The 26,210-nt window shown below is 58.4% G+C and carries 23 protein-coding genes and 1 pseudogene; 9 read left to right on the top strand and 15 right to left on the bottom strand.

Annotation, left to right across the window (positions count from 1 at the left end; all coding sequences use genetic code 11):
* Nucleotides 1-265: 265 nt before the first annotated feature.
* The 12 genes from DSM25558_RS16085 to DSM25558_RS16030 all read right to left on the bottom strand — a co-directional run bounded on the left by DSM25558_RS16085 (nt 266) and on the right by DSM25558_RS16030 (nt 14,989).
* Entirely contained in the window at nt 266-1,192 is a 927-nt protein-coding gene (locus DSM25558_RS16085) for an ArdC family protein (RefSeq protein ID WP_077105716.1), read from the bottom strand.
* A 439-nt stretch (nt 1,193-1,631) separates the two neighbouring features.
* Nucleotides 1,632-2,231 (bottom strand): hypothetical protein, encoded by a 600-nt coding sequence (locus DSM25558_RS16080; protein ID WP_077105715.1) that lies wholly within the window; start codon nt 2,229-2,231, stop codon nt 1,632-1,634.
* 339 nt (nt 2,232-2,570) lie between these two features.
* A complete protein-coding gene (locus DSM25558_RS16075) occupies nt 2,571-2,975 on the bottom strand; it encodes a hypothetical protein (RefSeq protein ID WP_077105714.1) in 405 nt (134 codons plus the stop codon).
* Complete coding sequence (locus DSM25558_RS16070; RefSeq protein WP_077105713.1) at nt 2,972-3,859, bottom strand: DUF7007 domain-containing protein; 888 nt, start codon at nt 3,857-3,859, stop codon at nt 2,972-2,974. Before DSM25558_RS16070 ends, DSM25558_RS16075 begins: the two co-directional genes overlap by 4 nt.
* On the bottom strand, nt 3,856-4,329 hold the full coding sequence (locus tag DSM25558_RS16065) for a hypothetical protein (RefSeq protein ID WP_077105712.1): 474 nt from the start codon (nt 4,327-4,329) through the stop codon (nt 3,856-3,858). The genes DSM25558_RS16070 and DSM25558_RS16065 overlap by 4 nt, the downstream gene beginning before the upstream one ends.
* A 92-nt stretch (nt 4,330-4,421) precedes the next feature.
* A complete protein-coding gene (locus DSM25558_RS16060) occupies nt 4,422-6,200 on the bottom strand; it encodes a ParB/RepB/Spo0J family partition protein (RefSeq protein WP_077105711.1) in 1,779 nt (592 codons plus the stop codon).
* Between the two features lie 330 nt (nt 6,201-6,530).
* The gene (locus DSM25558_RS16055) at nt 6,531-6,848 is read right to left on the bottom strand and encodes a hypothetical protein (protein ID WP_077105710.1); all 318 of its coding nucleotides are present in this window, start codon (nt 6,846-6,848) and stop codon (nt 6,531-6,533) included.
* A 432-nt stretch (nt 6,849-7,280) separates the two neighbouring features.
* Entirely contained in the window at nt 7,281-7,589 is a 309-nt protein-coding gene (locus DSM25558_RS16050; protein WP_077105775.1) for an integration host factor subunit beta, read from the bottom strand.
* Nucleotides 7,590-7,675: 86 nt separating this feature from the next.
* Entirely contained in the window at nt 7,676-12,775 is a 5,100-nt protein-coding gene (locus tag DSM25558_RS16045; protein ID WP_077105709.1) for a DEAD/DEAH box helicase family protein, read from the bottom strand.
* A 101-nt stretch (nt 12,776-12,876) separates the two neighbouring features.
* Complete coding sequence (locus tag DSM25558_RS16040; RefSeq protein ID WP_077105708.1) at nt 12,877-13,275, bottom strand: DUF3085 domain-containing protein; 399 nt, start codon at nt 13,273-13,275, stop codon at nt 12,877-12,879.
* A 12-nt stretch (nt 13,276-13,287) separates the two neighbouring features.
* Nucleotides 13,288-13,890 (bottom strand): DUF1419 domain-containing protein, encoded by a 603-nt coding sequence (locus DSM25558_RS16035; protein ID WP_077105774.1) that lies wholly within the window; start codon nt 13,888-13,890, stop codon nt 13,288-13,290.
* Between the two features lie 142 nt (nt 13,891-14,032).
* Nucleotides 14,033-14,989 (bottom strand): DUF3991 and toprim domain-containing protein, encoded by a 957-nt coding sequence (locus DSM25558_RS16030; protein WP_077105707.1) that lies wholly within the window; start codon nt 14,987-14,989, stop codon nt 14,033-14,035.
* A gap of 273 nt (nt 14,990-15,262) precedes the next feature.
* Between DSM25558_RS16030 and DSM25558_RS16020 the strand changes: the two genes are divergently transcribed.
* Together DSM25558_RS16020 and DSM25558_RS16015 are read left to right on the top strand one after the other, a co-directional pair.
* Nucleotides 15,263-15,529, top strand: coding sequence for a helix-turn-helix domain-containing protein (locus tag DSM25558_RS16020; protein WP_083716506.1), 267 nt, complete (start codon nt 15,263-15,265; stop codon nt 15,527-15,529).
* A gap of 37 nt (nt 15,530-15,566) precedes the next feature.
* Complete coding sequence (locus DSM25558_RS16015) at nt 15,567-15,995, top strand: helix-turn-helix domain-containing protein (protein ID WP_077105704.1); 429 nt, start codon at nt 15,567-15,569, stop codon at nt 15,993-15,995.
* A gap of 133 nt (nt 15,996-16,128) precedes the next feature.
* Here the strand turns inward: DSM25558_RS16015 and DSM25558_RS16010 are convergent, their stop codons facing one another.
* The 3 genes from DSM25558_RS16010 to DSM25558_RS16000 form a co-directional block, all read right to left on the bottom strand.
* On the bottom strand, nt 16,129-17,355 hold the full coding sequence (locus tag DSM25558_RS16010) for an MFS transporter (protein WP_244554226.1): 1,227 nt from the start codon (nt 17,353-17,355) through the stop codon (nt 16,129-16,131).
* Nucleotides 17,356-17,513: 158 nt separating this feature from the next.
* On the bottom strand, nt 17,514-18,065 hold the full coding sequence (locus DSM25558_RS16005; protein WP_077105702.1) for an FCD domain-containing protein: 552 nt from the start codon (nt 18,063-18,065) through the stop codon (nt 17,514-17,516).
* Nucleotides 18,062-18,820: a GntR family transcriptional regulator gene (locus DSM25558_RS16000; protein ID WP_077105701.1), complete on the bottom strand. Its 759-nt coding sequence runs from the start codon at nt 18,818-18,820 to the stop codon at nt 18,062-18,064. Before DSM25558_RS16000 ends, DSM25558_RS16005 begins: the two co-directional genes overlap by 4 nt.
* A gap of 326 nt (nt 18,821-19,146) precedes the next feature.
* Here DSM25558_RS16000 and DSM25558_RS15990 point away from each other — a divergent pair.
* From DSM25558_RS15990 to DSM25558_RS15955, 7 genes and pseudogenes are all read left to right on the top strand, one after another.
* Nucleotides 19,147-19,401: pseudogene (locus DSM25558_RS15990) on the top strand (isocitrate lyase/phosphoenolpyruvate mutase family protein); the annotation flags it as partial.
* A gap of 321 nt (nt 19,402-19,722) precedes the next feature.
* On the top strand, nt 19,723-21,810 hold the full coding sequence (locus tag DSM25558_RS15980) for an ABC transporter ATP-binding protein (RefSeq protein WP_083716502.1): 2,088 nt from the start codon (nt 19,723-19,725) through the stop codon (nt 21,808-21,810).
* Between the two features lie 183 nt (nt 21,811-21,993).
* Entirely contained in the window at nt 21,994-22,467 is a 474-nt protein-coding gene (locus DSM25558_RS15975) for a hypothetical protein (RefSeq protein WP_143240131.1), read from the top strand.
* 513 nt (nt 22,468-22,980) lie between these two features.
* Nucleotides 22,981-23,523, top strand: a complete 543-nt coding sequence (locus DSM25558_RS15970) for a hypothetical protein (protein WP_077105696.1) — start codon at nt 22,981-22,983, stop codon at nt 23,521-23,523.
* Between the two features lie 345 nt (nt 23,524-23,868).
* The gene (locus DSM25558_RS27810; protein ID WP_143240130.1) at nt 23,869-24,246 is read left to right on the top strand and encodes a restriction endonuclease; all 378 of its coding nucleotides are present in this window, start codon (nt 23,869-23,871) and stop codon (nt 24,244-24,246) included.
* The gene (locus tag DSM25558_RS27805) at nt 24,247-24,561 is read left to right on the top strand and encodes a restriction endonuclease (protein ID WP_083716499.1); all 315 of its coding nucleotides are present in this window, start codon (nt 24,247-24,249) and stop codon (nt 24,559-24,561) included.
* 1,265 nt (nt 24,562-25,826) lie between these two features.
* Complete coding sequence (locus DSM25558_RS15955; protein WP_083716498.1) at nt 25,827-26,117, top strand: DNA-binding protein; 291 nt, start codon at nt 25,827-25,829, stop codon at nt 26,115-26,117.
* The last annotated feature ends 93 nt before the right edge of the window (nt 26,118-26,210 follow it).

The raw sequence follows: 26,210 nt of genomic DNA, 5'->3' as shown, positions 1-26,210 counted from the left end.
AAGAGCGGGCATGGGTCTGCTCTCGGGCGGTGACTGCGGATATTGCACCCTCGTCACCTCGCTGCAGCACATCCGCCTGATCACACAATGCGTCATGCCGCCGTTCAGTTATCCGGGCGGATCAAAGTCCACACATGCCCTCCCACTCGTTCGGCCAAAGGTCGAGTTGGCAGTGATCAGCCGCCGTCGATAGGTCTACATCGTTCGGATCGTTTGGTTGACTTCCACAAAGTCAGCCCAGGCTTGTGAGGGTGATGCGCGTTCATCAGGCCGCCTCCTTTTCTTCAAAAACCTGAGGCTGAAGGCCATGCAGGTAGGCCGCTGCGCGTTGCGCGTGGGCTGCGGCCTGGAAGATCGCCCGTTTGTCGTTGGCGAGCACGGAGAGCCATGATTGCAAATAGGAAGCGTGATCGGGTCTCGGCTCCAGTTCCGGGACGATACCGAGATCGGCGCAAAGAAAGCAGCTCCCAAGCTCGGCGATCAATTCCTCCCGGGCACGCTCGCTCTTGTCGCGAGCATAGCGGCTGAGATCGCGACCAACCCGGTCTGGATGCGCTGTCCAGTGGATAGTTTCATGGCTCAGCGTCCCGACATACGCCTCTGCATCCCTGAAACTCTCGAACGGCGGCATCTGGATGACGTCGCTACCGGGAGAATAGAAAGCTTGATTGCCGCCATGGCGGATGATCGCGCCGGTATTGTGGAAGAACCGATCGGCCTGAGCGATGCGCTGGACAGGTTGTGATACCGGTTCGCCGACACCACGGTATCGGTCCGGCAGCCCGTCGATCTGCTCGACATTGAAGACGGTGTACGCTTTCAGGAACGGGATATCGCGCTCGACCTCGCCCCCGTTTCCATTGGCTTCTGTCTTGGTGAAGCGGCTGGCATAGATGACGGTGGTGCCGGTTTCGCCCTTGCGGACTGCGGCACCCAGCTCGAGCGCCTGCTTGAACGTCATCCACATCGGCGAGGAATAGCCGTGCGCCGTGCCCTCAGACCACAAAAGGAGCACGTTGAGGCCGCTATAGGGCTCGCCATTGTGACGAAGGGGCCGGCTGATCCTGCCCGTCGTATTGGCAACCGACCATGGTTTCATCCACGGGCGGACACCCTGTTCGAGATCCGCCACGATCCTGTCCGTGATCCTCGTGTAAAGATCGACGCGTTCCTTTTCATTCTTGCTTGTCATCTTTCAAAACCTCCGATTCAGGGCCGCTCCATGCGGCCCGTTACGGCGGTCTCAAAGCGGCGGGCAAAGGAGGCGTGCACCCGCAGTTCGCCGGTTGCGCCGGCGACCAGGGCCGCAACGAAGAGGAGGACAGCAAAGCTGTTGCGCGGTGACGGACCGGCGCAAGACCGATCAACCGGAACGGGCCGCATGGAGCGGCATGACAGGTTACCTCCGTCCTCTCTTGCTGTTGATCTCCAGATCAATCGGCTCAGCCGGGCAATGTGGCTCCGCGCCTCGTTGTCAGACCGAGGGACAGCTTGAAGACCTGGGCCGGAGGGTCTTTTGATTGGACTGGCGCAGGAGCTCGCCTGATGAGGGTCATATCCACTCCCGTATTGACGCGATTGGCTTCCGACCGCGCAGGGAAAAGGCGGGACCGAAGTCCCGCCATACGGCCTCACTCGAAGGCCGACATCTGGGTGGCGGCCGCCTTGCGGTCAACGGTCTGGCCGGGATTTTCGACGGGGCGGTCGAAGGGCTTCCAAGTTTCACCAACCATCTGCTCGTAGGCTGATACAGCACCCTCGGCGGCCATCCGCAGCGCATGTGCCTGAATGCCCATATCAGCTGCAAACTCGCGTTTGCGCTGGGCGGCGCTGTCGTACCCGACCGGACCGTCGAGATCCTCGTCGCGATGATCGCCTGCACCCTTCGCGGTGGCGTCACGTGCTTCGGTGACAGCCCGGCTGTAGAACTGGCCTGCGCCATGAGCGGATCCGACATAGGCACCGACGATCCGCTGGAGATGGATCTGCATCGCCCGCTCGCCAAGCCCATCGGAAAGAGCCGTGGCGGTCTCGACGAGCAGTCGCTCGTGCAGGTCGCGGACACCATCGCTGTCGAGGATGGCCGTTCCGAAACTCTCGGCAATCTTCAGCGCCTGCGTTTCATTAGGGCATGTGAGCCGGACCATCTCGATCGTGGCACCCTTGCGCAGCGGGACAACACGGGCAGATGGGCGGGAGGTTTGACGGGACTGGGTTGCGGGCTTTGCCATGATGATTTCCTTTTCTCGTTCCCGAAGCGGTTCCGGCCCTCGGCCGGTCTGTCCTTCGGTGCGGTCGAAAGGAACCGGCGCAAGCCGGGCGGTTCAGGGTCCGGGCAGGCCAGACCGAGCGAAGCCGGTGCGCGGGAAAGCAGGGCATCTGCCCTTGCGAAGCCCGCGTGCCTGCTTTGTCGAGAGCGGCATGCCCGGCCGCCCCGCGGCGCGATAGCGGCCTTGAACCGAACGGGCGCTGGTTCAGACCGTCACAAACCCGAAGGACAGGCCGGCCGGGGATCGGGCCCGGGCATAAGGCTGCGAAAGGATACCATGCAAAGCCTCACCAGGTGTCCATCAATGCATCAAGTCCCGCTGCACCGTTCGCCCGCCGCTCCGGCTTGGATCGCGATCGTCGTTAGTTCCCTGCCCTGCGCCAGCGCAATCATGCATGAGAGAGATACGAGCATGAAACGATGCGATTGCCGCTTCCTGCCGTGCGAGCCTGCTGGAGAGCGCATCGATTTCCGGCTGGCGCTCGGCTGTGATGGCAGCAAGACTGGAGCGGTATCGGCAGAGGAAGGCTTCGGGCTCCAGGCGCTTGCCTCGGTGGTGTCCGGGTCTGCGTTGCCCAAGTGACGGAACCAGCGCTGTCATCTTGCGGATGATCTGACGCTCGATGAGACCGATCTGGTGGCGTGTCTGACGACATGCCTCTTCCAGCCGCCGCAATTCCACCCGGGCGTCAATGGAGTGCATCATGTCGCGCACCTCCCCGACCAGGTGACGAAGCTTGACGGGCCATCATAGGCTGCATGCCGCGTCTCATCGATGACGAAGCCGAAACGGCCCACCTCGTATTCACAGGCTGGGACCAGAAAGCGGCGCTCCTCGAGGTGGGCATCTCGCTGGCCTCCCCGGGTTGTGATAACTTCCGTATTGCCAGGATGATGGTTCGACCGGAGAGCGGAGATGACAATCCAGTCTTCGGCATGTTGCGTTTCGAACGCATGACGATCCTTTGCGTGGGACTGGCCAGGCGCTAGAACACGTCCGAGGATCGCCTCCCAGGCGTCGGGCCGCCAGTCCCTGATCGTCATCTCTGCGCAACGCCGCTCAAGCCCGGTAAACAGATCCGGAAACGTAATTGCCACGGCTGCCCAAGCGCAGTCTTCTTCGTAAAATCCGTCTTCAACTCGCAGTGACGGGTGAACCTTGCAGTTCCGCATGGATGAGAGCTTGAAGCCACCATGGCTGGCCGTGGAGTGGCGCTCGACACCATCGGCATAGACTGTCGTGTGCTGCGACAATCCCCATGGCGTGTGCGCACGGGGGGAAATCTCGTGTCGGCCCAATACCCGGCTCTCGCGCTGATGCTCGGCATGTTCGAAGACGCGGGCGCGAAACGCCGCCTCATCGGCAAGGTCACCGGAATGCCCGTGGAAATCCGCTCGCCGCCATTTGGAAAGCGGCCCGGCAATCTTCCAGCCGGTCGCCAGATAATGCCGCTGGCCTCGACCAGGCAACATGGCAAAGGCGGTGTCGCCGACGCGGGCGACAGGATCACCTTCGATGGATCGTCCAAAGGAAACCCCTAAAGATCCGGGGGTGTTGTCGACGTCGGTTTTGGCGGGAATGGTGTTCATGCCACGGCCCTCCCTTCCACCATGTTGGCGGCGACCTCGTCGGCCGTGACCTCTTCCACAACGGCGTTGGGATAGCCGTGCCGCGACAACCAATCCTCTGCCGCCGGTCGGGACGCGGCGAGATGTACAAGCTCCGCGTGGTCGCCCGCACGGTCGAACACACGGAAACTGCCCATCGCCGGAGGCCCGATGATCGCGAATGTCAGGCTGGTATCCAATGAGAACGTCCGGTGGACCCGGATAGCGATAACGCCGCCCGCGCCATAGTCGGCCTCGTGAAGGGTGAAGCACGGCGGCATGGTATGGTTGCCGACGGTACGCTCGTCCTGATTACGGATCAGGCGACCACTGCTGTTGTTGGTCCGCCAGGCTGACAGCTTTTTGCGGTGGCGTTCAGGCGGACGTGGCCTGCCGTCCGACCAGCCAATGATCGAGCCGATCGGAGCACCCAGTGCGATATGAGCAGACATGCAAATTCTCCCTGATTTTTGAGGGTGCTGAAAACAAAACCGCCGCCAGAAGCTGGCGGCGGTCATAGGAATCTGGATGTGAGACAAAACCGCTATTCGGCGGCGATGCCGTAATGGTCGTCGGTGGAATGTTCGTCTTCCACGACATCATCCGCATCCTCGCCGGTAGCCGGATCGGATGGAACCGGCTCGATTTCGTCGTCGGCTGGAGCGGCTTCCGAGCCGTCATTATCGGCGCCATCATCGTCCGTGCCGATAGAGGCGTCGTCATTGTCATCGTAAGGTGTCGCACCCGCTTTGAGCAATTCTGCAAGCTCTTCGGTCGCCGGGGCAAACAAAGCTGACCCGTGAACGAACCTTTCCTCCTTGAAGTGATCGACAAGCGCTGCGCGGGTTTCCTTGACCTTCTGACGAGGAAGAACGGCGGTTTCCTTGGCCGAGGCTTCCAGCGCGTGGCGCGATAGGCATGACAGGAAGTCTTCCGTGCCCATGTTGGGCAGGAACGCGTCAGCTCCGATCGCGTCACCCGCGATCCGTGCTGCCACGCCACTGTTGGAGGCATTGCGCCTGCACGACAGCACATCGATCAGCACGGAACGGGCAGCGATACGCAGTCTGTCCATGTCGATATCGACCTTGCCATTCTCGTCGAGCAGCGGAACCACGTGGCGCTTGAACCGAGCCGTACCGTAGACATTGCCACCGGCTCCTGTGTCGACGCGAACGTTGAGACCGGCAAACGCGATTACCAGGAGCGCCATCAGCATATCGTCCTCGATCGGCGCCCGGCCAAGCGCTTCGTGCAAAGCGTCGGTGCGGAAATCCCCGATCATGTCCTGGCCTTTCTGGGTAACGTCCGGACGTGGCTTTGACACGACCTCCACGGCGTCATCATCGTGACCACCATCGGGCGAGCCCGCACCATCACTGCCCTTTGCCTTCTTGACCTCCGGCATCCGGAAATGAACCGACTGTACCTTGCCGTCCCGGTCGAGATACATCGCCGTCAGATCGCCCTTGCCCGGCTTGCCATAGACCCGGTCGGCCTTTGCCGGTAATTGCGGCTGGCCCCAGCTGTTGAGTTCGACGATCGCGCCCTTCTTGGGCAGATTGCTCGTCATCCATTCTTGCTGAGCACCGAGAAAGGCCTCGACATCCGTGGTGTAGCGGCTGTCTTCGTCAGCCGGTGCGAACAGGTCCTCGATCCAGGCAATGCCATAGGCCTGCGAGAGATCATCTCCAAAGCTCGCGTCCTTGGCATACATGCGGGTCTTGCTGAGACCGTTGGCAATCGCCCACCAGGATGCCGTGTCGCCCTTCTTCGGCTTCTGTGCCTTCCAGACTTCTTTCTGATCTTCCAGTGAGGCCGCGGCGATCGTGCGAAGCTGTTGCTCGGACGGCATGTCGCCTTTCGCCATCTGCTCGAGCATGGCTGGCAGCACATTGGCCAGAAGCCGAAGTTTGCGGATCTGACGGACGGGAAGAGCGAGAGCGACAGCAATCGCCTCCTCGGTCCAACCGAGCGCGACCAGACGCTCGATGCCACGCCACTGATCAACGGGGTTGAGCGCCTCGCGAACCGAGTTTTCGACCATCGAGCGCATGGCACCGTTGTCGTTGGCGGCGTCCACAACAAGGATTTCGATTTCTTCCAGTCCGGCGGCGATGGCAAGGCGCACGCGGCGATGACCGGCATCGATGATATAGCCATTTCCGCCATCGGGTTCCGGTGCGACTACGGGCGGCTGGACGATGCCGACGGCCTTGATCGTGGCCAGCATCAGGGCGTCGGCCTGCGGCGACGACATCGATTGGCGCATACGGTTGGGATTTTCCTTCAGCGCGCGCGGGTCAACCTTCATGATCTGCATGATGTCTTTCCTTTCGGGAGAGTTCCGGACCGGCGCCTTGCCAGCCCTTCCTGTCTTCATCTTTTCTCGAAGACACCTCCCGGACCGCCGAGCGGCCGGACCGCCGCAACTGCGGCCGAGCATCCCTGCTGTGCGGGACGAGCGGGGCTAAAAGCCCTGCGCAGGACAAGCGGCCGGGATCGCGCAGGCGGCGGTTGAGCGACAGCGTCGGTGGGAGGACCGGTCTGCGACCGGTTCATCCTTCCTGCTTTTCTTTTCAACCCCCTCTTCTCAGTTCGAGCCCACGCCCGAAGACGATAGATCTTGGCGGTAGCGCTACCTGGAGGGGGACTAGGTTCGGCGCCCTAGGAGGGCCAGCGCGTCAGCCATCATACGCTTCAAGATGAGAGCTCTGTTTTCCGGTGCGACAAAGACAGCTTCCGGGATAGCAACAGCAGCAGGCGACGGCATGGCGGTTTCGGAGGGCGGGACCGACAGGGGCTCTTCGACCATTGCGGGGACAACGATGGGTGTGATCGTTGTTTCATCGGACTTTACCGAAACGGTGACCTGTGCTCCGGAGCGGAGACGGTCGACCCCAGTTTGAGCGGCCTCTCGCTCGTCCTGAGCTTCTACCAGCGATGACTGCGTCACAAGAAAAAAAGGCATGTTTTTCCACGGAGTGTTGTGATTGAGGTCTCGTCTGCAAATCGGTCTCGGTCAAGGTGCAGGACCACGTTTGCGGTCGCCTCCGACGCAAAAAAGGCGCTCGACCCCTAAGGGGAGCGCCTTCTTTTGGATCCCGGGACAACATCAAACACCGCTGCGATTGCAGTGATATAATCGCTCTTCAAGCTGCCGAGTGGAGGGGTCTGCGCAAAAGCCCATGAGTACAAACCTCTCGAAATGGTCGGACGAGGCGAACGAAGAATAAAAAAATGGGCCGACGGAAAACCGTGGCCCATGAAGTGTGGAGGTCAAAACCTCCAGAGGGGAACAGCTGATACGGCGGGAACTGGGAGGAAACCCGCCAAATGCATCGACTGAAGGCAGTATGGCGACATTCTGAGCATATGAAAAGTCATTTATTGTGCAGTGCGGCTATGCGTTTGCCGCGGCATCAGGCTTCCCGTCATCATTGATGCGCTCCTTGATTTCCTTGCCAGCGCGAAAGAACGGCACCCATTTCTCCTCGATGAAGACCGCTGTGCCGTTCTTGGGGTTTCGTCCTGACCGTGACGGCCGGTGTCGCACGACAAAGGTCCCGAAACCTCTGAGTTCAACCCGTTCTCCGCGTTCCATGGCGTTTGCTATGTCGTCAAGGATAGTATCGACGATCCGCCCCGCGTCCTGGTGATAGAGGTGCGGATTGCGTGCGGCGAGAATATCGATGAGTTCGGATCTGATCATGGAGCTTTTGTAACGCATCTGTCGGGTTTTGGAAGATCCGCCCTGACTTCGATCAAAGCGATCGTGGAAGCGAGCGCAAGGCGGGTTCACGCGGCGATATCTTCCGCGTCGGAGCTGGCGCGCGCGGAACTGGCGAGCGCTTCTTCAACCTCGCGTACCTGGCGACGTTTGTCCGCCAGTTCCTCAGCGAACGCGAACGTGCCGCCCTCGCGCGAGCGATAGGATGCAAGCCGCCGGTGGGCGTCGTCCAGACGATGGCGATAACGCTGCTGCTCTCCCTCGAAATCACCCAGGGCGTGTTCGAGACGCGAGATGGCGCCAAGCGGCGTGACCGTGACCTCAAGGTCGACTTCGTAGTCGGCGCCGGTGCGCTGGAGTGCGGTCTGGAAACGGTAGCCGTCACCTTTGCCAAACCTCTCGCCATCATAAATGAGGTCGAACCCGCCAATCGTTCCAAGAACGGCTTCTCCCTCGGTCCGCAGCTGCAACAGCGTGAGGATTTCCTTCATCAGCGCCCGGCCAGCCGCCTTGCGATCATCGTAGGCCTTACCGGTCACGGTCATTGCGAAGGCATCGCCCGACGTCGGAACCAGTCGCTCGATATCATGACCGATCTCGTCGATGCGCCGGGCCGAGACCTCGATGTCGCGCTCGGCGTCACGGATCTGGCGCCGCACAGCATATTGGTCATCTTCGTGCGCAGCGCGCAGCCGCTCGAGACGAGCGATATCGGCCTCCAGTCCGGCCTTTTGCATCAACCGCTCATCGCCGGACGCGATCGCCTTGGCCATGGCGAACTGATTGGCCTGACCTTCACCCATATCTTCCAGTCGGCGGATCGACGTGTCGCCCGACAATGCCGCAGCGATAAACCGGGCCTTTCGCTCGTTGTTCTGCCACATCGAGGCGTCGAGCGAGCCTTGCGTGGCATAGGCGAAGATGTCGACCTCGTCGTGCTGGTTGCCCTGACGGACAATGCGGCCTTCACGCTGTTCGATCTGGGACGGAAGCCATGGTACGTCGAGATGATGGAGCGCCTTCAAGCGAAGCTGGGCATTGACGCCAGTGCCCATGGTCTCGGACGAACCGATCAGGAAGCGGACCTTGCCAGCCCGAACATCGCCGAACAGCCGCTGCTTGGCCTCGGTCTTCTTGTAATCCTGCATGAAAGCAATTTCGCTCGCCAGCACGCCCATGCGGACCAATTCATCCCGGATCCAGCGATAGGCCGAAAACCCCCGGCTCTTTTCGACATTGATGGTGCCGAGATCGGAAAAGATCATCTGTGCCGCGCCGGGCAACTCGAAAGGCTTGCCGTCGGGCCGGACATACTCTCGCTCTGCGGTCTCCGCCCAGATACGGTGAGCGTTCTCAACGAGCAGATTGAGCTTGTTGTCGGGCTCGTTGTCATTGTCGGGGTCGACGAGACGCAGGTCAATCGCTGCATGCCGACCATCGGTGATGACCGAGAGCAGGATATCGTCGCCGGGTTTGGCAGGTCCCTCGCGCCGCTCGATAGCTTTGATGCGGGCATCGAGAATGGCTTGGTAGTTCCTGAACGACTGCGTTGGCTTTGCGGTCAGGATTTGCCGCCGGCCCGTCGAGATCGCCGGCACCTTCACATATTGGCGGAGATCGTCCGGTAACACGACATCCGCAAAGCTGCGGAACATCGCAATTAGCTCGGGGACGTTGACGAAGCTGGCAAAGCGGCTGACAGGCTTGTATTTGCCGGACGGCTGGATTTCGAGCGCAGTTGTTGTGTCCCCGAACGTGCTCGCCCAGGCGTCGAATTCGTGTAGACCGCGCTCTGCAAGCGCTTCGTGTCCCAGCAGGCGCTGTATCGAGAACATCTCGCCGAGCGTATTGGTGATCGGCGTACCCGAAGCCAGAACAAGGGCACGGCCAGGGTTTTTCGTCTCGATGAAGCGGGATTTGACGTAAAGATCCCAGGCGCGCTGCGACCCGTTCGGGTCGATGCCCTTCAGTGTCGCCATGTTGGTGGCGAAGGACAGCTTGCGGAATTCCTGCGCCTCGTCGACGATGATCTGGTCGACGCCGATTTCCGAGATCGTCAGGAGATCATCCTTGCGGGTTGCAAGTGCCTCTAGGCGCTCCTGCAAACCTTCCTTCAGACGCTCGAGACGTTTCCTCGATACGCGGTCATCGCTTTCGACCCGCGTCAACAGGTCCTCAAAGAGCTCCAGCTCATCATGGATCATCTGTTGCTCGAACGCGGATGGCACGGCGATAAATCGAAAAGCGGAGTGCGTGATGATGATCGCATCCCAGGTCGACGTCGCAGCGCGGCTGAGGAAGCGTGCGCGCTTGTCCTTTGTGAAGTTGGTCTCGTCAGCCACCAGGATATTGGCGTTCGGATAAAGCGCTAGAAACTCGCGCGCCGCCTGTGCCAGGCAATGGCCGGGAACGACAAGCATGGCCTTGGCGATCAGGCCCAGCCGGCGTTGCTCCATGATGGCTGCGGCCATCGTCATGGTCTTGCCGGCGCCAACCGCATGGGCAAGATAGGTCGAGCCCGACGAAATGATCCGCCAGATCCCGCGCTTCTGATGCCCATACAAAGCAAAGGCGCCCGAGGCGCCAGGGAGTTTCAGGTGGGAGCCGTCGAATATGCGCGGCGCGATATTGTTGAACCGGTCATTATAGACCCGCGCCAATCGGTCTGTTCGATCCGGATCGGCCCATACCCAGGTCTCGAATGCCTGTTTGATCTTCTGCAGCTTGTCACGGGCGGCTTCGGTATCGACGACGTTCAGCACCCGGCGCTCCCCATCGGCATCCTTGAACACATCGAAGATCTGCGGGACCCGGCTATTGAGCGCGTCGGCCAGAAGCTCGCCGGCGTGTCGACGGCTCGTTCCCCATTCCGAGGTGCCGACGGCGCTGTAGCCAAGCTGGCGCGCCTCGACAGTCCAGGAGCCCAACTCCGGCATGTGATGGATGCGGATCTCGGTTCCCATCGTTACATGCACGAAGCCAACGACATCCGAAGCCGGGATCCATGGGGCACCGAGACGGGCGGTGATATCCGATGGCCGAAGGTCGGCTGGCTGAACTGCCTCCAACGCAATGACGTTGCGCTTGAAGCCTGGATCAAGGTCTGCCGCTGCCTGCGCTGCGACCAGCTTGCTACGAACCGCACCGGACAGATAGGCATCCGACGTCTGCCAGGAGCCGTCGGTAGGATCACAAAAGATGCCATCGCCCAGCTCGTCGATGACGGCGGACGGATCGCGATGCAGCAGTTCGGCAATATGGTCGATATCGACATGCCCGCGCTCATTGAGCACGACAGCGAGCGCGTCGGCCGCTGATGTGATCACCGGTGCGGCGGGCGGCGAGATCACCCGATCGGTAAAGATCGGACCGGGACGCGCCGTGTCGGTCTCCAGATCGTAGTCTTCGATCGAGGCGACCAGCCAGCAGTCGGGGTCATCCCGAAATGGCTGAAGGTTTGGCTGGCGGTGCGTTTCCCGCACTTCGCCCGTTTCAGGATCCTCACTGACCGAAACAGCGGTGTGATTGACCGGGCCGAAATCTCGCACGAAGCTTGACCAAGCGATGCGAAGCCGGACCTGAAGATCGTTCCACGGGCGGTCCTGCTCCTGCGCCTTCAGGATCGCGCGCACCGCGTCGCGGACGGGGATCAGCTTGGTGATGATGCGGACGTGTTTTTCCGGGATTCCTTCGCCGCTGCGGCCCTTACGAATGGGAACGGCGGTAGCAGTGCCATCGACAAGCTGCATAAGGCCTCTGGCATTGTCGATGAAGAAACTGCCCTCGCGGACCTTCGAGCCCTCCGGGCGCAGATCAACGATGTCGCCGAGGTCGTCTTCCAGATCGATATCAACTGGTATCGGTTCCCCGTCGTAAAGATCTTCCGGAAGAAGGGTGATAGCAGCGTTCAGCGCGGGTTCAAGATCGACGTCGGGACGGGGATGGCATGTGTATGTTTCGCCGAAGGGGCCGGATGTGAGGGCATGGTCGCCGAGCACGAAGTCACGATGACGGGCAAACCAGCGGTTGACGCGGATTGCGCCTTTGTCTTCCGTTGCGGCACGAACCTCATCAACATCGAGCCAGGTCTGGTCCCCCTCCGGTTCGCCGGCCTTGCGCTTGCGGAAGAACAGGAGGTCGACCACGACGTCCGTGCCGGCATCACGGCGAAAACTGCCTTCCGGCAACCGAATGGCGGCGATCAGATCTGCCGATTTCGCGATATGCTCGCGCGCCGTGGCGTCCGCCTTGTCCATGGTGCCGGAGCTGGTCACAAAGGCGGCGAGAGCGCCGGGCTTCAGCAGGTCGATGGACCGGGCAATGAAATAGTCATGCAGGCGAAGGCCAAACTTGCGGTAGGCTCGGTCGGAACGGACGGTGCGATCGGAGAACGGCGGATTGCCGATGGCCAGATCGTAGATCGGTGACAGGTCCGTGCGCGCAAAGTCGGCGTTGACGATGCGCGCCTTCGGCTGAAGCAACCGGACGATGCGGGCCGTGACGGGATCAATCTCGACGCCGGTGACAAAGCTGTTGTCGCGATAGATTGCCGGCATAAGTGCCGGGAACAGACCCGTGCCGATGCCCGGTTCCAGGACGCGCCCTCCACGCCAGCCGAGCCGCTGCAGGCCCGACCAGATCGCCCGGATGATAAACTCCGGTGTGAAGTGGGCGTATTGCGTGCAGCGGGCCAGCGAGGCGTAGTCGGATTCGGACACGGCAGTTTCCAATGAGCTGCCAAGATCGTCCCAGCCCTTCCGAAAATCCACTTCACCCGGACGCCGGAACATGCTGTTTGCCAACTCCGACGCGCCAAACCCCGTGAAGCGGATCAGCTTCTTCTGATGCTCGCGCGTGACGGGGATATTGTGCCTTTCGATTTCGTTGGCGGTCAGTATGGTAGCAACATTCATTCGCGCCCGCTCCTTCCAGCTGGCGGCAAGGCCACGATCCTCGCCATGGCCGAGATAGAAGTTCGTGCGGCCGCCCTGTCTGCGCGCAACCGGTTTTCGGGGGAGCACCGAGGCAGGTGCTGGCGGGGTGGGATCAGGATCGTCGTCGTTGGCCGGCTCCGGCGCAAAACTGCCAAAGGCCGTAACACCAAGACCAAGTCCCGATGACAACGCGCTGCTGCCGGACATGTCGAGGGTGAAGGGATCGTGGGACATGGACTGTTCTCCTTGGAAAAAAGCGAGCGCCATCGTCGCGCCGGGAGGCCCGTAAGCGCGATGGTCGCAACATTTGATGGAAGGTGGACCGTGGGCCGGTATCAGCGGCAGAACGGCGTGATGGCCATAGACGTTTCGCCCATGATGATTTGCAGATCGGTGCAGCCGGGACTTGCCGCGATCAGCTTCACGAGCATGGCACCCTCGAGAAACTCTATCCCGTCATCGCCCCCGAAATGCTGGCGCTTGTAGTGCCACCAGTCGGGATTGGTTTTCGGGTCGCACTCCTTGGCGTAGGCGACGTAGGGACGCTGCCCCTCGGCGAGCTTGCCGTTGGACATGATGTACACGCCCTCGTCGCCGACGAGCCAGACACCCGACTGTTCATCACGACCGGGATAAAGCCCATAGTGGGGATTGCGGAAGCCCTCCTTGCGGTAGGCGTCGATCCGTCCGCGCATCATGACGATGCGGACATCCGTTACGGAAAAGGTGAACATGTCACGCCACCGTCACGCTGCGATCGCATCGGGCAGATAGCGCAGATGCACTGGCAGTTTCGCGGAAATCTCGGCATCCGTGAGCTGATCGAGCCTCTTCAGGTATGCGCCCTCCTTGCCGCAATAGAGCAGCACCGTGCGCTTGCCACGATCAACAGAAGGCCAGCGATCGCCGGCATAACCGCGATAGTCGTCCGCAGTGGTCGACCAGATATGCTCGAGACGCTCGTCGCGGGTCATCGCCCGAACCGGTCGGGATTCGCGCTCGATGATCGCGTTGCGCATGCGCTCGGGCGAGCCCTTGTCACCCAGATCGCAATAGCCGTGGAAATGGCGGATGTGCCCGTCGATCGACAGCGTGAAAAAGATGCTGGTGATCGAGCCGGTCAGAAACTCGCGTATGGCGAACATATCACCGCGCATCCACAGCGGAGGCAGGACTTCGAACATGTAATCATGGGATGGCTCGTCGATCTCGAACCATTCGCCTCGGTAGAGCACGCTGTCGTCGCCCGTCCATCGGTTAGGGCGCTGCGCGTGGCGGTCGAACATGCGAAACATCTGCCGGCGATCGGCGACACCTTCAAAGACTTTGCGGATGGTGGAAAGGGTCATCATCGGGCTCCTTCAGCCTCGTCCGGGCTGGAGCGCGGCGGATCCTCGTGGTCGCCATCCTCTCTTCAGCCCTTCCTGACCCCTCCCCTCAGGCCGCCTCTCCGTCCGGACGGGTCAAGGGCCGGCACAGCCGGGCGAAGCTTCACCCTTGACGCGACCGGCGGGCATGCGGCAGGCCTCCCTCTTTCCATACTCTCTCTTTTTCCTCCCGACGCGTTTTCAGGACCTCGTTCCAGTCGTCTTCGCTGGGACGCAGACGCATCCAGTCGCAACCGACCTCTGTCGCGAGCGTACGCAGACGGTCCGCAAACGATTCTCCCTGAGAATTGGCGTCGGTCGCGGCAACGAGCCTCACGCCCGGCCGGGACACCAGGACTCGGATCGCGGCTTCCGTTGCGGGTGACCAACCCCCGCCGGTGCTGAGATACATCGTGCCGTCGCGGATACCCTCGATTGCGGCAAGGCTCATGGCGTCGATCGCGGCCTCGTTGACGCAGATGCGGGCTGGATCAGGGGGACCGAACCGAAACAGGATCTTCGTTCCGCCGGTCGCAAAACCGCGCCATTCCAGACCGCGTTCTTCCCAACCTGTCACCTGGCCCGCATCATCCGTGTGAGCCGCCCACATGCTGCCGTAGGGGCCTTCGTGCAGGCAGCTTGCGGCAATGGCCGCCTCGAGTACAGACGTTGGCAGGCACCGTTCTGAAGAAAGATAGCGCCACGTCGCCGAGCCCGACCATGGTTTGCGGCGACTTGCCCATCGTTCAGACGTAGAGCCGAAAGAACCGTGGCCCTTTGAAAGCGGCTTCCATTTCGGTTCCGCCAGATCATAACCAACGAGTTGCGCGACCCGTTCCAGGCTCTCCAGGAAACTGGTGCCATCGAGATGTTCCACGAGGGTGAAGACGTCCCCTTTGGCATCGCTGAGCGGATCGAACCAACCTTTGCCCTCGTGATTGACAATGATGATCTCCGGGCCACGGCGATGCTTAACTGCGCGGCGCGTGCTTTCCTTGACGTCAATAGAAAATCCCGCCTGCTCCAGGACCGCACCACAGCCAACCTTTTCTCTCAGTTCTTCAACTTGCAATTTCTTCATGATTTTCCCGCTCCTCGTGGCCGGTCCACCTTTCTGTTTTCGCTCCAACATGAGCCACCCTTCCACCGGCCGCGAAGAGCAAAGGGGGCAAGGGCGACGGCGGCAAGTCAAAAAATATGAGGTCTCGGCTGTATCGCCGGCCGGCGGCGAAGCTTCCCTTGCGGCCTGCCGCACGCAGGCGGCATAAACTCCCGCTTTAGGCGGGCAGCACAGCAATCTATCTGTATAGAATTGCCAGTTATTTAATTGACTACCGAATGCTCATGTGGAACCATGATGTCTCCGCGTGAACTGCTGGCCTGGAATGTGAAGAAACTGCGTGTCGCGAAAGGAGTGTCACAAGAGCGGCTTTCTCTCGAAGCTCATCTCGAACGGGTTGCGATCTCGCAGATAGAACGCAGACGAATTAACCCGGGCCTTGATTCACTCGGAAAAATTGCGGAGGCTCTCGGCGTCCCCATTAGGGATCTGTTCAAAGAGCCTCTACCAGGCGAATCGGAGCCGACAAACCTGCGCCCAGGACGCCGGAACTCAACCTGATGCGCTAATTGGAATTCAATTGTTTCGGGGACACGAGATGAAGAATGACCCGCATGCGGTTGATGTCGCCATCGGTCAGGCAATCCGTAAGAGGCGCTTGCTCAACGGCATCTCTCAGTCCGGCCTTGGCGAGCAGATCGGCGTAACCTTCCAACAGGTCCAGAAATATGAAAAAGGCACGAACCGCGTTTCGGCCAGCATGCTCACGGAAATTGCTTGCGCGTTGCATGTGGACGTACGAAGCTTTTTCGACAGCATCGAAACCCAGAACAGCGGGCAGCTACACCATCACACCAGCAGCGTGCCAGCGGAGGTGCCTGTCACGCGTGAAAACGTCTCGCTCAATCAGGCTTTTGCCCGGATAGCTGACCCCCGGCTTCGGCGGAAAATCGTTGACCTCGTCCGGGCTGTTGCCGGCTCGAATATTACAAACGACGAAGAACATCTAAGGGACGCCGCCGAGTAACCGCCGCAAGCGTTTCATCAGGAAAACAGACGGGTAGGCGATGCCGCCGCCGCCAGTCGCATCGATAGTCGAACACCCTGTGAAAACTTGTCCGGCATGAAGCGTCAGTGGCTGACCTGCCAAAGGACCGGTTCTATCGCGTAAGTTCACCCATCCCGCGATGCCGCACCGAAAGGCCGAGAAAGGTGCAGAAGGCAAAGATAGAGAACCCAAAAGCCAGCCACAGCGCAGCGTGAGGCCCACAGGAGGTCATGATGGCAGCGAAGACCGGCGGCGCCACCGCGAAAGAAAGATTTAAGGGCGCGGAAAGTCGGGCCGATGCGCGCGCATAGGCATCGGTGGGGAAAATCTGCAATGGAAGCGTGGCGCGCGTGACGGCCGTGATGCCGCTAGCCAAGCCATAGAGGACGGCAAAAACAATAGCTCCGTTGAAACTGCTGGTAACCAGCAGAATCATAAAACTCAGCGGAAATAACGCAGCTGCGGTTAGCCCCGGCACGAAGCCAGACCACCGCCGCCCGCCGAGAAAATCGACCAGTCGCCCCGCCCATTGAGCGATACCGATGAACGCCGCGGCCATCACTGCGCTGGCATGATCAAGGCCTCCGGCTTCAAACAAAATTATGATCGTGAGCGCGAAACCCCAGGTGAAAAACCCATTCGCAGCAAAGGTGATTGCAAGCAAGGCGAAACTCCGCCGATCGATGTGAGCGGGCGCGTTGCTGCTTTTCGTTGCGGAATTTCTGCCACGGGCACTCGGAAGCACAAGCCAGTGCAGTGGCGCGCAGATAACGATCATGAGAGCGGCGTAAACGAGCGACGTTATCCGCCAGCCCCACCCGACCTGGAGAAGCCCTGTCAAAGGCCACATGATACTCGAGGTCAGCCCGCCTGCCAGGATCAGAACTCCAAGTGCCTTGCGGGCAGTAATCTTGTCAGCGGCCTCGGCCACGGCGATCTGTGCGGGAGTCGTCAACATTCCTGAACCTGCCAGGCCGAGAATAGTCCAAGACAGGAAGTAGGAGAACGGGCCTTGGGCGAGACCCATTGCCAAAAGACCGGTTGATCCGAAAACCGATCCAACAGCCATGGCCGGGCGAGCGCCATAGCGTTCGAGGATGACGCTCAAGGGCCATGACATAAACGCCATAACAACGAGCATCACCGTCGGACCCGCCATCGCCATGGAGAGCGGTATATCCAGTTCCCTAGCCATGGCTGGTCCGGAGACCGCCGGAAGCCAGAAGGTGGTGCCCCATCCGATCAATTGCGTGACCGACAAAGCTGTAACAATCCGAGTTACTGGCGAGCATACCGCCTTCACAGATCTGCTCAACCAATTTGATAGAAACTTAGCCACTTCACTTATCTCACGGGACGGCGACATTCGGCCGGCATATCAGTGATCACATGTTGGAATTGTGACAGGATAACAGGAACGTAAACCGCACCTGGAAACTTCAAAATCAAACCTCTCGGGATACATCTCCGGGGAACAAGCGCTGGCTGGCTGTCGCCTCAGCGCCGCTTGATATGTGCGCCATGGCGCGGGACCACATGGGATCTCGTTCGCGGCCCTTTAGTCGGTGTTTCGGCTGAAGCTATTTCTACGAGCAACCCAAAATGCCTTTCGGTGCATTGAAACAAAATGGTGGAACAGAGCTCCTCGTTTCGGTTGAACAAGGCATTCACCAAAGCGGCCATCTTATCGAGGACGTCTCTCGCTGCCTCCGGCTTGCGTAATTCACACTCGCGGAACCGGCGCGTTTTTGCATTCAGGCTCCATATCTCGCGCACCATTCGCTGATTATGGGCTAGCGCGACGATCCGCTCGTGAAGATGTTCCTGAAAAATCGCAACCTCCGTTGCGAAGCTCTCGACGTCCGGCAGGTCATTGCCGGGCACCCACGCCTGAATAATGGCCGGGATCCGAATACCCGAAAAGTGGAACCCAGCCAAATTCTTTCTGATGGCATAGGTCATAATAGCCGTTGCGACCTCAAGGTCCTCACGGACCATTGGCTTCGCAATGTCGGGGTTCGGTTTTGGATGCGCGGACAATTCGATCATCTTTTCAAAGGACTTTCGCAGAGCAATGCCTCAATGGTGCTGCGCTCAAGGACTGACCGGTGCAGCACACCATGTACCAATTCGGGAAGCAACCGAGTTTTTTCCTTAAGCTGCTGTTCAAGGTTGGCGATCGCGTCTTCGCTCCGCCCACATTCAAGCAGCTCGATAAACTGCGCCATATTTTCCATGATCTGGTTTTGACGATGAGGTTTAAGAAGATCGAATTCACGGATGAAGCTCGTGCGATCGATGAAATGCTGTATGTGCGCTTCTAATATCGAATTTCCGGAGATAGCCACCAAACGCTGATAGAGGTGCTCCAGGAAGAGGACGAAGCTAGACACTCCGTTTGTGACTATGCCGCCGCGCAGAGCATCGACTTGAAATTCTTCTGGAGGCCGCAATCCTGTCAAGGAGAAGTCAGGCGCATTCTTTCTTATCGCATAGCATATAATCGAATAGGCTGCCTCGTACTCAGCCGCGAGGCGGTCGACACTTGGAACTCGGGAAAAATATCCACGGCCGGCAGATGCTTGCAGGACGAGCTCTTCATTGGCCAAGCGGATGAGAGCTTCTCTCACAGGCGTCGGACTGACATTAAGCGCCTTTGCGATCGTTCGGATATTCAAAAATGTTGATGGCTGGACCCGATAGGATGTCAGCACTGACCTGATCCGCGCGTACACCTGTCCCGCTTTATCGTGATCGTCACTCAGGTCTTCATGACTAGGGAACAGTGGCTGCTCACTTTGCATTTCGACTACCCTCCGAACGCGCGTCGTCTCCCCGCAAGAACCGAAGCGTTCCCCCGCGACGCAATCTGGAAAGAAAGACGTATCAGCTTTATTCCCGTTATGCTTGCTATATCGGTGATATTTTGATGAAATTTGTCAAGTATCTTGGCCAAGCCTTTGAAGACCTGCGGATATTTCTTCGATATAGCTCTGCTATATCCCGCCGCCCCGACATATCGCCAGTATATCATTGATATTGCTTTTATATTTCGGATATCAGCCAAATTTTTTTCTTGTATTTCATTTGATTGTCACACATCTTTGCTCCAGTCGAAGGAGGCGAGGAAATGAACAAACTGGTTTCTTCTCTGCACGATACGATTGTATCTCTAAATGCTCCGGACAATTCTTTGTCCGCCTTGATCCACTCGAAAGAGCTGGAATTCGTCATGGAGGCACATGACGGGCTCTCTGCGGCAATCGCTGCACAAGCCGGGTTCAAAGCTCTTTGGGCGTCCGGCCTCTCCATTTCCTCGAGCCTCGGTTACCGGGATGCCAACGAGGCAAGCTGGACGCAGATGGTCGATGTGGTCGAGCGCATGGACCCGAATGACCGTTTGCATAGGACAGATACGCCTCTTCGACGAGCTGGATGACTTCCGCGGGTGCGAGGTCAATATCCGCGAGTTCGGCCCTGCTCAAAATGTGAAGGGCGGGTGTATGAAGAAAAGACTTGGTCATTTGCTGTTCCTCTTCAGATCTGGTTGTGGCCGGAAGCGGCTTCTACTCATGAAACGGGCGCGTCTTTACCCAGATGTTGCGCGCCGGGGCTTGGAATTTGGGGCACATGGCGCGCCTGACCGCAGCTTGTAGCCGAGGTCCTGAAGGGGCACATCGCAGCTCGAAATCGCTGGATCGAATAGATGTCTCGTGGTCTTCAGTGGAAACAGCAGGCCACTGCGGGCCATAGCGAATATGCTTTCAGGTGTGATCGCTTCACCCTCTCGCCATGCTGTCACACGCACCTCGTGATAGCCAAGGAAGACGACCGGCAGGAAGACAAGATCCAGGCGTTTGGCAACGGTGAGACGGTGATGCCCGTCCATGATGAAGTATGCTTCGCTGTGTGCCGTTATCGGCTGCTGGACTTCGGCAAAGCCGTCACACCGCAGCAACAACGCGCAGCGACTATCGTGACGACATCCTCGGCAAAACCACAACTGACCGAAGGGGAAAAAATTGCAGCAGGCCTGACCTCATTCCAGACCTTGGGGACGCTGTTCAAGCTGATCGGCCCGTGGCGCAAGCAATTGATCCTGACCGTCACTTCCGGCGTGGGACGCGTCTATGCCTTGATCGGCGTCAGCACGCTCAGCGCGCTGACCGTGGCGGCCATCAAGACGGGCACTCCATTCGGGACCTATCTCGCCTGGATGGCAGTGCTGGTGCCTCTGGCAGCATTCTTGCAATGGAATGAATCGTGGCGTTCCCACGACATGGCCTACAGACTGCTCGCCCAAATGCGTGTCGATCTCTACTACGCTTTGGAAAAACTTGCGCCGGCCTATCTCCTGAAGCGTCGCTCTGGCGATCTCGTTTCGCTTGGGACGCAGGACGTCGAAACGGTCGAATACTTCTTCGCTCACGTCGTGGCGCCGGCAATGGTGGCGCTGCTGATACCACTGACGGTTCTCATCGCTCTCACCTTGATAGCTTGGCCGACGGCGCTTGTGCTGTTGCCATTCTTGGTCTACGCGGCCCTCGCACCGGTGTTCGAGCGACGCAAGGTGGACGCCCTTGGCGACCAGGCTCGCACTGAACTGGGTGCTCTCAACGCCTTCATCGTGGACACAGTGCAAGGCATGGGCGAACTCATCGCCTTTCACGCGGTTGCTGCGCGCCGCAAGATCTTCCACGATCAGACCGCCGACTATCAACGCACGAGGGTGGCGCTCAATGCCGACCTGTCGTTCCAGACCGCCAGGCAGGAGGTGGTTTCGGCGCTTGGATCCGCGGCAGTGCTGGTCACTGCGGCCTTCATGATCCATAGCCATGCGTTCGAGCCGACGCTTCTCCCGCTCGTCGCCTTGCTGTCCTCCGCAGCATTCCTGCCCGTATCGGAACTGGCGCAGGCGGCACGACAGCTGGCAGACTCGATCGCGTCCACACGGCGGGTCCATGCCGTCAATGTCGAGCCCATTCCCGTTATCGATGGGCCGAAGCTCCTGCCCACTTCATCGGGCGGCTCGGAGCTTGAATTTTCGAACGTCAGCTTTTCCTACGACAAGGCGGGGGCCACCGTGCTGGAGGAGATCGATTTCAAGGTGCCAGCCGGCGCTCGGATCGCGCTCGTTGGCTCGTCGGGAGCCGGTAAGACGACAATAGCAAATCTGGTGCTCCGCTTCTGGGATCCTCAGCAGGGCCGTATTACGATCGACGGCCATGATCTGCGCGACATCACCCTTGACAGTCTTCGAGAGCACATCGCGCTGGTTGCTCAGGACACATACCTGTTCAATGCCACGCTAGCCGAAAACATTCGGCTAGCCCGTCCGAATGCCACCCAGCAAGATCTGGACCTAGCCATCCAACGCGCTGCCCTCACGGAGTTTGTTGCATCACTGCCTGCCGGACTCGAAACGCCTGTTGGAGAGCGAGGCGTCCAGCTCTCCGGCGGGCAGAGGCAGCGGATATCGATCGCCCGGGCCTTCCTCAAGAACGCGCCGGTTCTGATCCTCGATGAGGCAACCTCGCATCTTGACGCAGCGAGCGAAGCGCACGTGCGGGCAGCACTCGACGAGCTCATGGTCAACAGGACAACTGTCATTATCGCCCACCGGTTATCGACGATCCGGGCTGCCGATCAAATCCTGGTCATGCGGGATGGACGGATCGTCGAACGGGGACAACACCGGGACTTGATGGAGCGGGGAGGATTCTACGCTGAGCTGATTGGTCATCAGTCAGCTGGAGCAGTTGCGGCCGAACGAGCCCTGATGGCAGGCCAATGAGATGCTTGAATGGAGATCGACGCTTGCCTATTTCGTCTGCTCGATTGTATGCCTCTTGAGGATAATCTGTAGACCGGAACGAACAAATAGCTTTAACGAGTGTCCTCGAATTGGATGATGACGACGTACAGTTGGCCAGACATGTTTGCCCTTGAACAACGTAGGGAATTGAAAAATCGTTACATGCAGCTGATCAAGCTGTATGTGATTATCTGCATTGCTGTAATTCCGATTGCCTTCATTTCGTGGGGCCTGCAATACGTGCCGTGGATCGGGATTACGAGCGACCAGTTCCTTGGGAACGCCCGAGCGCTTGCAGATCTCTCCGTGGCGCGTGTACTTTTCGCGACGTGGTGTCTGGTAGCTATTGCTGCGTTGTGGATTGAGCGCATGGCGCGCTTGTTCCTTGAGATGAGCGCCGTTTTCGAAGACGCTGCGATTGCCCTTGCCGGCGGCATGTCCGGTCTAGCTTTGGCCGGACTGTACTGGCTCCTCATCCTCAAATTATTATACATCGCTTTCATGTTCATGTTTCTCAGCTTTGCGATCAGGATTTGGATCGCAAAAGACGCGAGAGAAAACGACTGGCTACGCTGGTTTCTCACTGCTCTGGCAACGGCCGGCGTCTTTATAAGCCTTGTGTGGAGCGGAGCGTAGGCGGCCATTGCAGCCGGCGTTCTGAAATTTTAGGGACCCGCGCTATGAATATCGGTGATGCGAAACCTGCCGATCGGGATGCTATTACGACGCTCCACATTTCCTGCAGTCAACAAGCTCAGGAACCAAGTCGCTAGACGAGGGTTACGCCCGATTGCCCTCGTCCCGCTGAGACGATGAAGGCCGATGGCTTGACGTAACATGGTGTCGAGGACCGCATGCACAGTTGGATCAAGCTGCCGTTCCTTTACCGCCTCCCAATGAGCAATAGTTGCCTGGCGAGGCAGATGGACGCCTTCGGACAGCCAGGAGCGGACACAAGCAGAAATAGCCCATGCGATGGCCGGTTCGATGTCCCAAGCGTCGATACATTCTTGCCCACGACAAACTATACTCACTACGACGTCTGTTTGGGCTCTGACTGCTAGAATTTGTTAATTCTAATCGACTCTTCCAGTTGAGTTGTGTTTCATTGATTGTGCAAGCGGACTCATACGATGGGGGACTACTACAATGCGCAAAGCCGCGATCGCTTTTGCATGTTTATCTCTTACTTCCTGCACGACCGCGTATTCAGAAAAAATTGCCGATAGCGACCGCATCACTCTCAAAGATGCCGTGTTCGACGTCACAAACACTATGGACGCAGTGATAGCAGATCGAAAAAACAAGCCCAAGATTGGTATCTACCTTGACGAGGCCACGGTGGTCTTCAACGTAAGTGCAAAGCGGACCACGAACGACAAAGGAGGCTTCAGTCTGGCTCTTGCTCCACCTCAAACCGGTCAAGCCGTGGGTATAACAGGGGAAAGCACTCTGGCATCAGAAGCCAATCGAGGCAATACCATCACCTTGAAATTCAAGAACGTGGTCAACACCAAAGGTGCCAAACCTCAAGCGCACACCGCAGGAGATCAGCAAGTCGAAACACCGGCTACGGGCCACATTCTAAGTGACGATACCCTCAAGAAGACAATTCAGGACTTTAAAACGCTCGATCTTAACGACTTAGATGGCGCGAGGGGCATTCTGATGAAGCAAGGGATTGCGAAATAAGGCATAGTTCTGCATTCTGCGGTCACCCTGCAACACCTCATGAACAACGGTTTCGACTTGACCTTTCCGGGGATCGGCAAAGTCCACAGAGATCCACCCACACGAAGCCGTGAGAAACCTGATCGGCATTGTCGCACGGATGACTCCGGAGGACCGGTCGGATAAATGAAGTAACGAGTAAGGGCCGCTAAGCTGGTTTCTCATCCCCGTTTACCATGCTACCTATGCGGGACCGCCGACCAGGCCTAGATTCGTTGCTAAACTGCTTCCTGAAGGCTTACAAGTGTGTGGAAATTCGCAGGAACGATAAACTTTCAATGTACCGGATGCGGACAATCCGACGCAGTGGATATCTGTGATTTTGAGGTTGAATGTGTTGGCGGCGACGAAAGGGGAATGGGGCCGGAGTCAATTTACGAGCTGACAATGGATACCGAGTGCGCCGAGTGCGACAACAAAATTGCTTTCAATTTCACCGCCTCTGAGTACCCGATTGATTCTCTCAACTACGTAGAAAGCGAAGTTTCAGACGCTATCACCGAGGACGAGCCTTATATCGAATACCTGCCCGAGCTGTATGAGGCACAATATCTCGATTTAGCGACCGCTAGCGCCGTAGAGATTATTAGAGGAATCCAGTATGATAAGGATGTTCTTCGGGACATAAGCTCTCGTCAATTTGAAGAGGTGGTCGCAGAGCTTTTTCGAAGCAAGGGTTATTAGGTGGAGCTTACAAAGCGAACCCGCGATGGCGGGAAAGATATAATCGCCATCAGCAGAGACAACTTTGGGGTAAGCCTCAAATATTTTGTAGAATGTAAGCATTACAGCGAGGGGAATAAGGTTGGCGTGGAGGTCGTGCGGGCCTTGCACGGAGTGAGGAACACCAAAGACGGTCCCAATAAAACGATAATCGCTACAACTTCATCATTTACAGCCGACGCCATTTCTTTTGCTGAAACAGAAGCAACAAGCAGATGGGATATGACGCTCGCGGACTACAACCAGATCATGGACTGGATTGGCGGATATGGGTGAGCTGTATCCCTTGGACAGAAATGGCGCTAGGGTTGCGGATCGTCAAATAGGTATGCTGATCTCCAGGAGCTTTCCGGGCGCCCGTGGATGTTCGTGAACTTTGCTACTGGTTTGCTGTACGCAGGAATCGCGTCGGCAATGCGGGAAGCCATGCACGCCGAAAGCCACCTGACTGAGCCAGAAATCAATGCGCGGATCGGTCTCCATATCAGCAAGACATCAAGAACCTACGCTGGGCGATCGAGGACGACCAGGGCGCTGTTGCTGATACGGCGAATGCCTTCATGGCGTGCACCGTACGAGATGAACATTCCTAGGCTCTAATCTAGGCGTCATCGCCCATTCCATCGTGGAGACCCAGGAGCGCTATACAGTCATTCTGGTACAGGCGAAGAAAGTCGACACGGCAGGTGCAACAGCTCGAGTAGATCGCCTCCATGGCAGTCGCGACCAGCCTGATCGTCTTACTTCAAGTGGAATGGGGCACTACCTGTTTTATCAAACCAAACAAGGCGGCGATGGGCATCCCTAAGTCCCCAGCACCGTTAGACCAGCTTCAGAAATCTGGACCGAGGTATCGTTGGGAAAAGACTACGATCGTCGGAGCAGATTCAGCGTAGGCACGTATGGGCGGGATCTTCACGAGGCCCGTTTAGAGTTTCATTCGGAGCGGGCACCGCCTGTGATTTGCTCTGTTGGCTGCCTCTCTTACCTCGCGTATGGACCCGAGAACCGCGCGTATATTCGCCAACCCCGAAGCCGCGGTCGACACGTTGTTGCGCCACTATAATGTTGAGCAGATTGTAAACATAACGAGTAAGGACGGTCCTGGATTTCTTGAGCTGAAATCAGCCTACCAGGATCGTAAGATTAAGGTCGAAGGTGGCTACGTTGAACGGGAGAAGGACATCCTGCGCTCAATGAAGCCCCCGCTTCCGAAAAGGGTGATAATCCAGCAGGGGAAATCCCGGTGAATTCAGGCCCAAAGTAGTGCTATATATCCAGGCAGCTTTAAAGGCTCTCGAGTGTCGTTAAGCCAAAGCCCGCAGCACTCCCAGACATCGCGAGCACCTCGCTCGGCCCCCGGTGGCTGCCATCTGTCTCAAAACTGACCGCCTCAACCACATATTACTGGGCGATCTTTACAAACAGATATCGAAAACCGAACTCCGGCTAGGTATTGACGCCAAAGTAAATCACTTTACTTGCCTACACAATTTTATGTGCTAGTTTACATAAAAGCCTGTATCAGGATAATCGAGCACGTGGCCTATGCAGAATTCATATCCAACTTGGCAACAGCTGGTCTTACGGTCCGCGCATTCGCGGTTTTGATTGGTATGAATCCGAACTCGATTTCCAACTATGCCCGCACGGGTGAGTGCCCTACGCATCTCGCGCTCATCGCTGCACTGGTTGCTAACATGCATACGCATGGGCTTGATTTTCGCGCAGTTATTTCCAAAGTCGCAGTGGGATCCAAGAAACCCCGTGGCGGTGCGAGCGTGGGTCAGTTCGGCGGCGATCGCCAGGTACCACTGGATTTAAAACCGTGACCGCCCTTCAGACAATCACACTAGATCGTGCGGCTCTTGTGCTTGGATGGCCAAGCCGCGAGGAAGTCCTGCATCCGACTGGGGCAGGGCCAT

It is taken from the genome of Agrobacterium sp. DSM 25558, assembly GCF_900100825.1.
In the GTDB taxonomy this organism is placed as follows: Bacteria; Pseudomonadota; Alphaproteobacteria; order Rhizobiales; family Rhizobiaceae; genus Agrobacterium.
The sequence above is the reverse complement of the archived record's forward strand: the minus strand, read 5'-3'. Positions and strand labels throughout refer to the sequence as shown.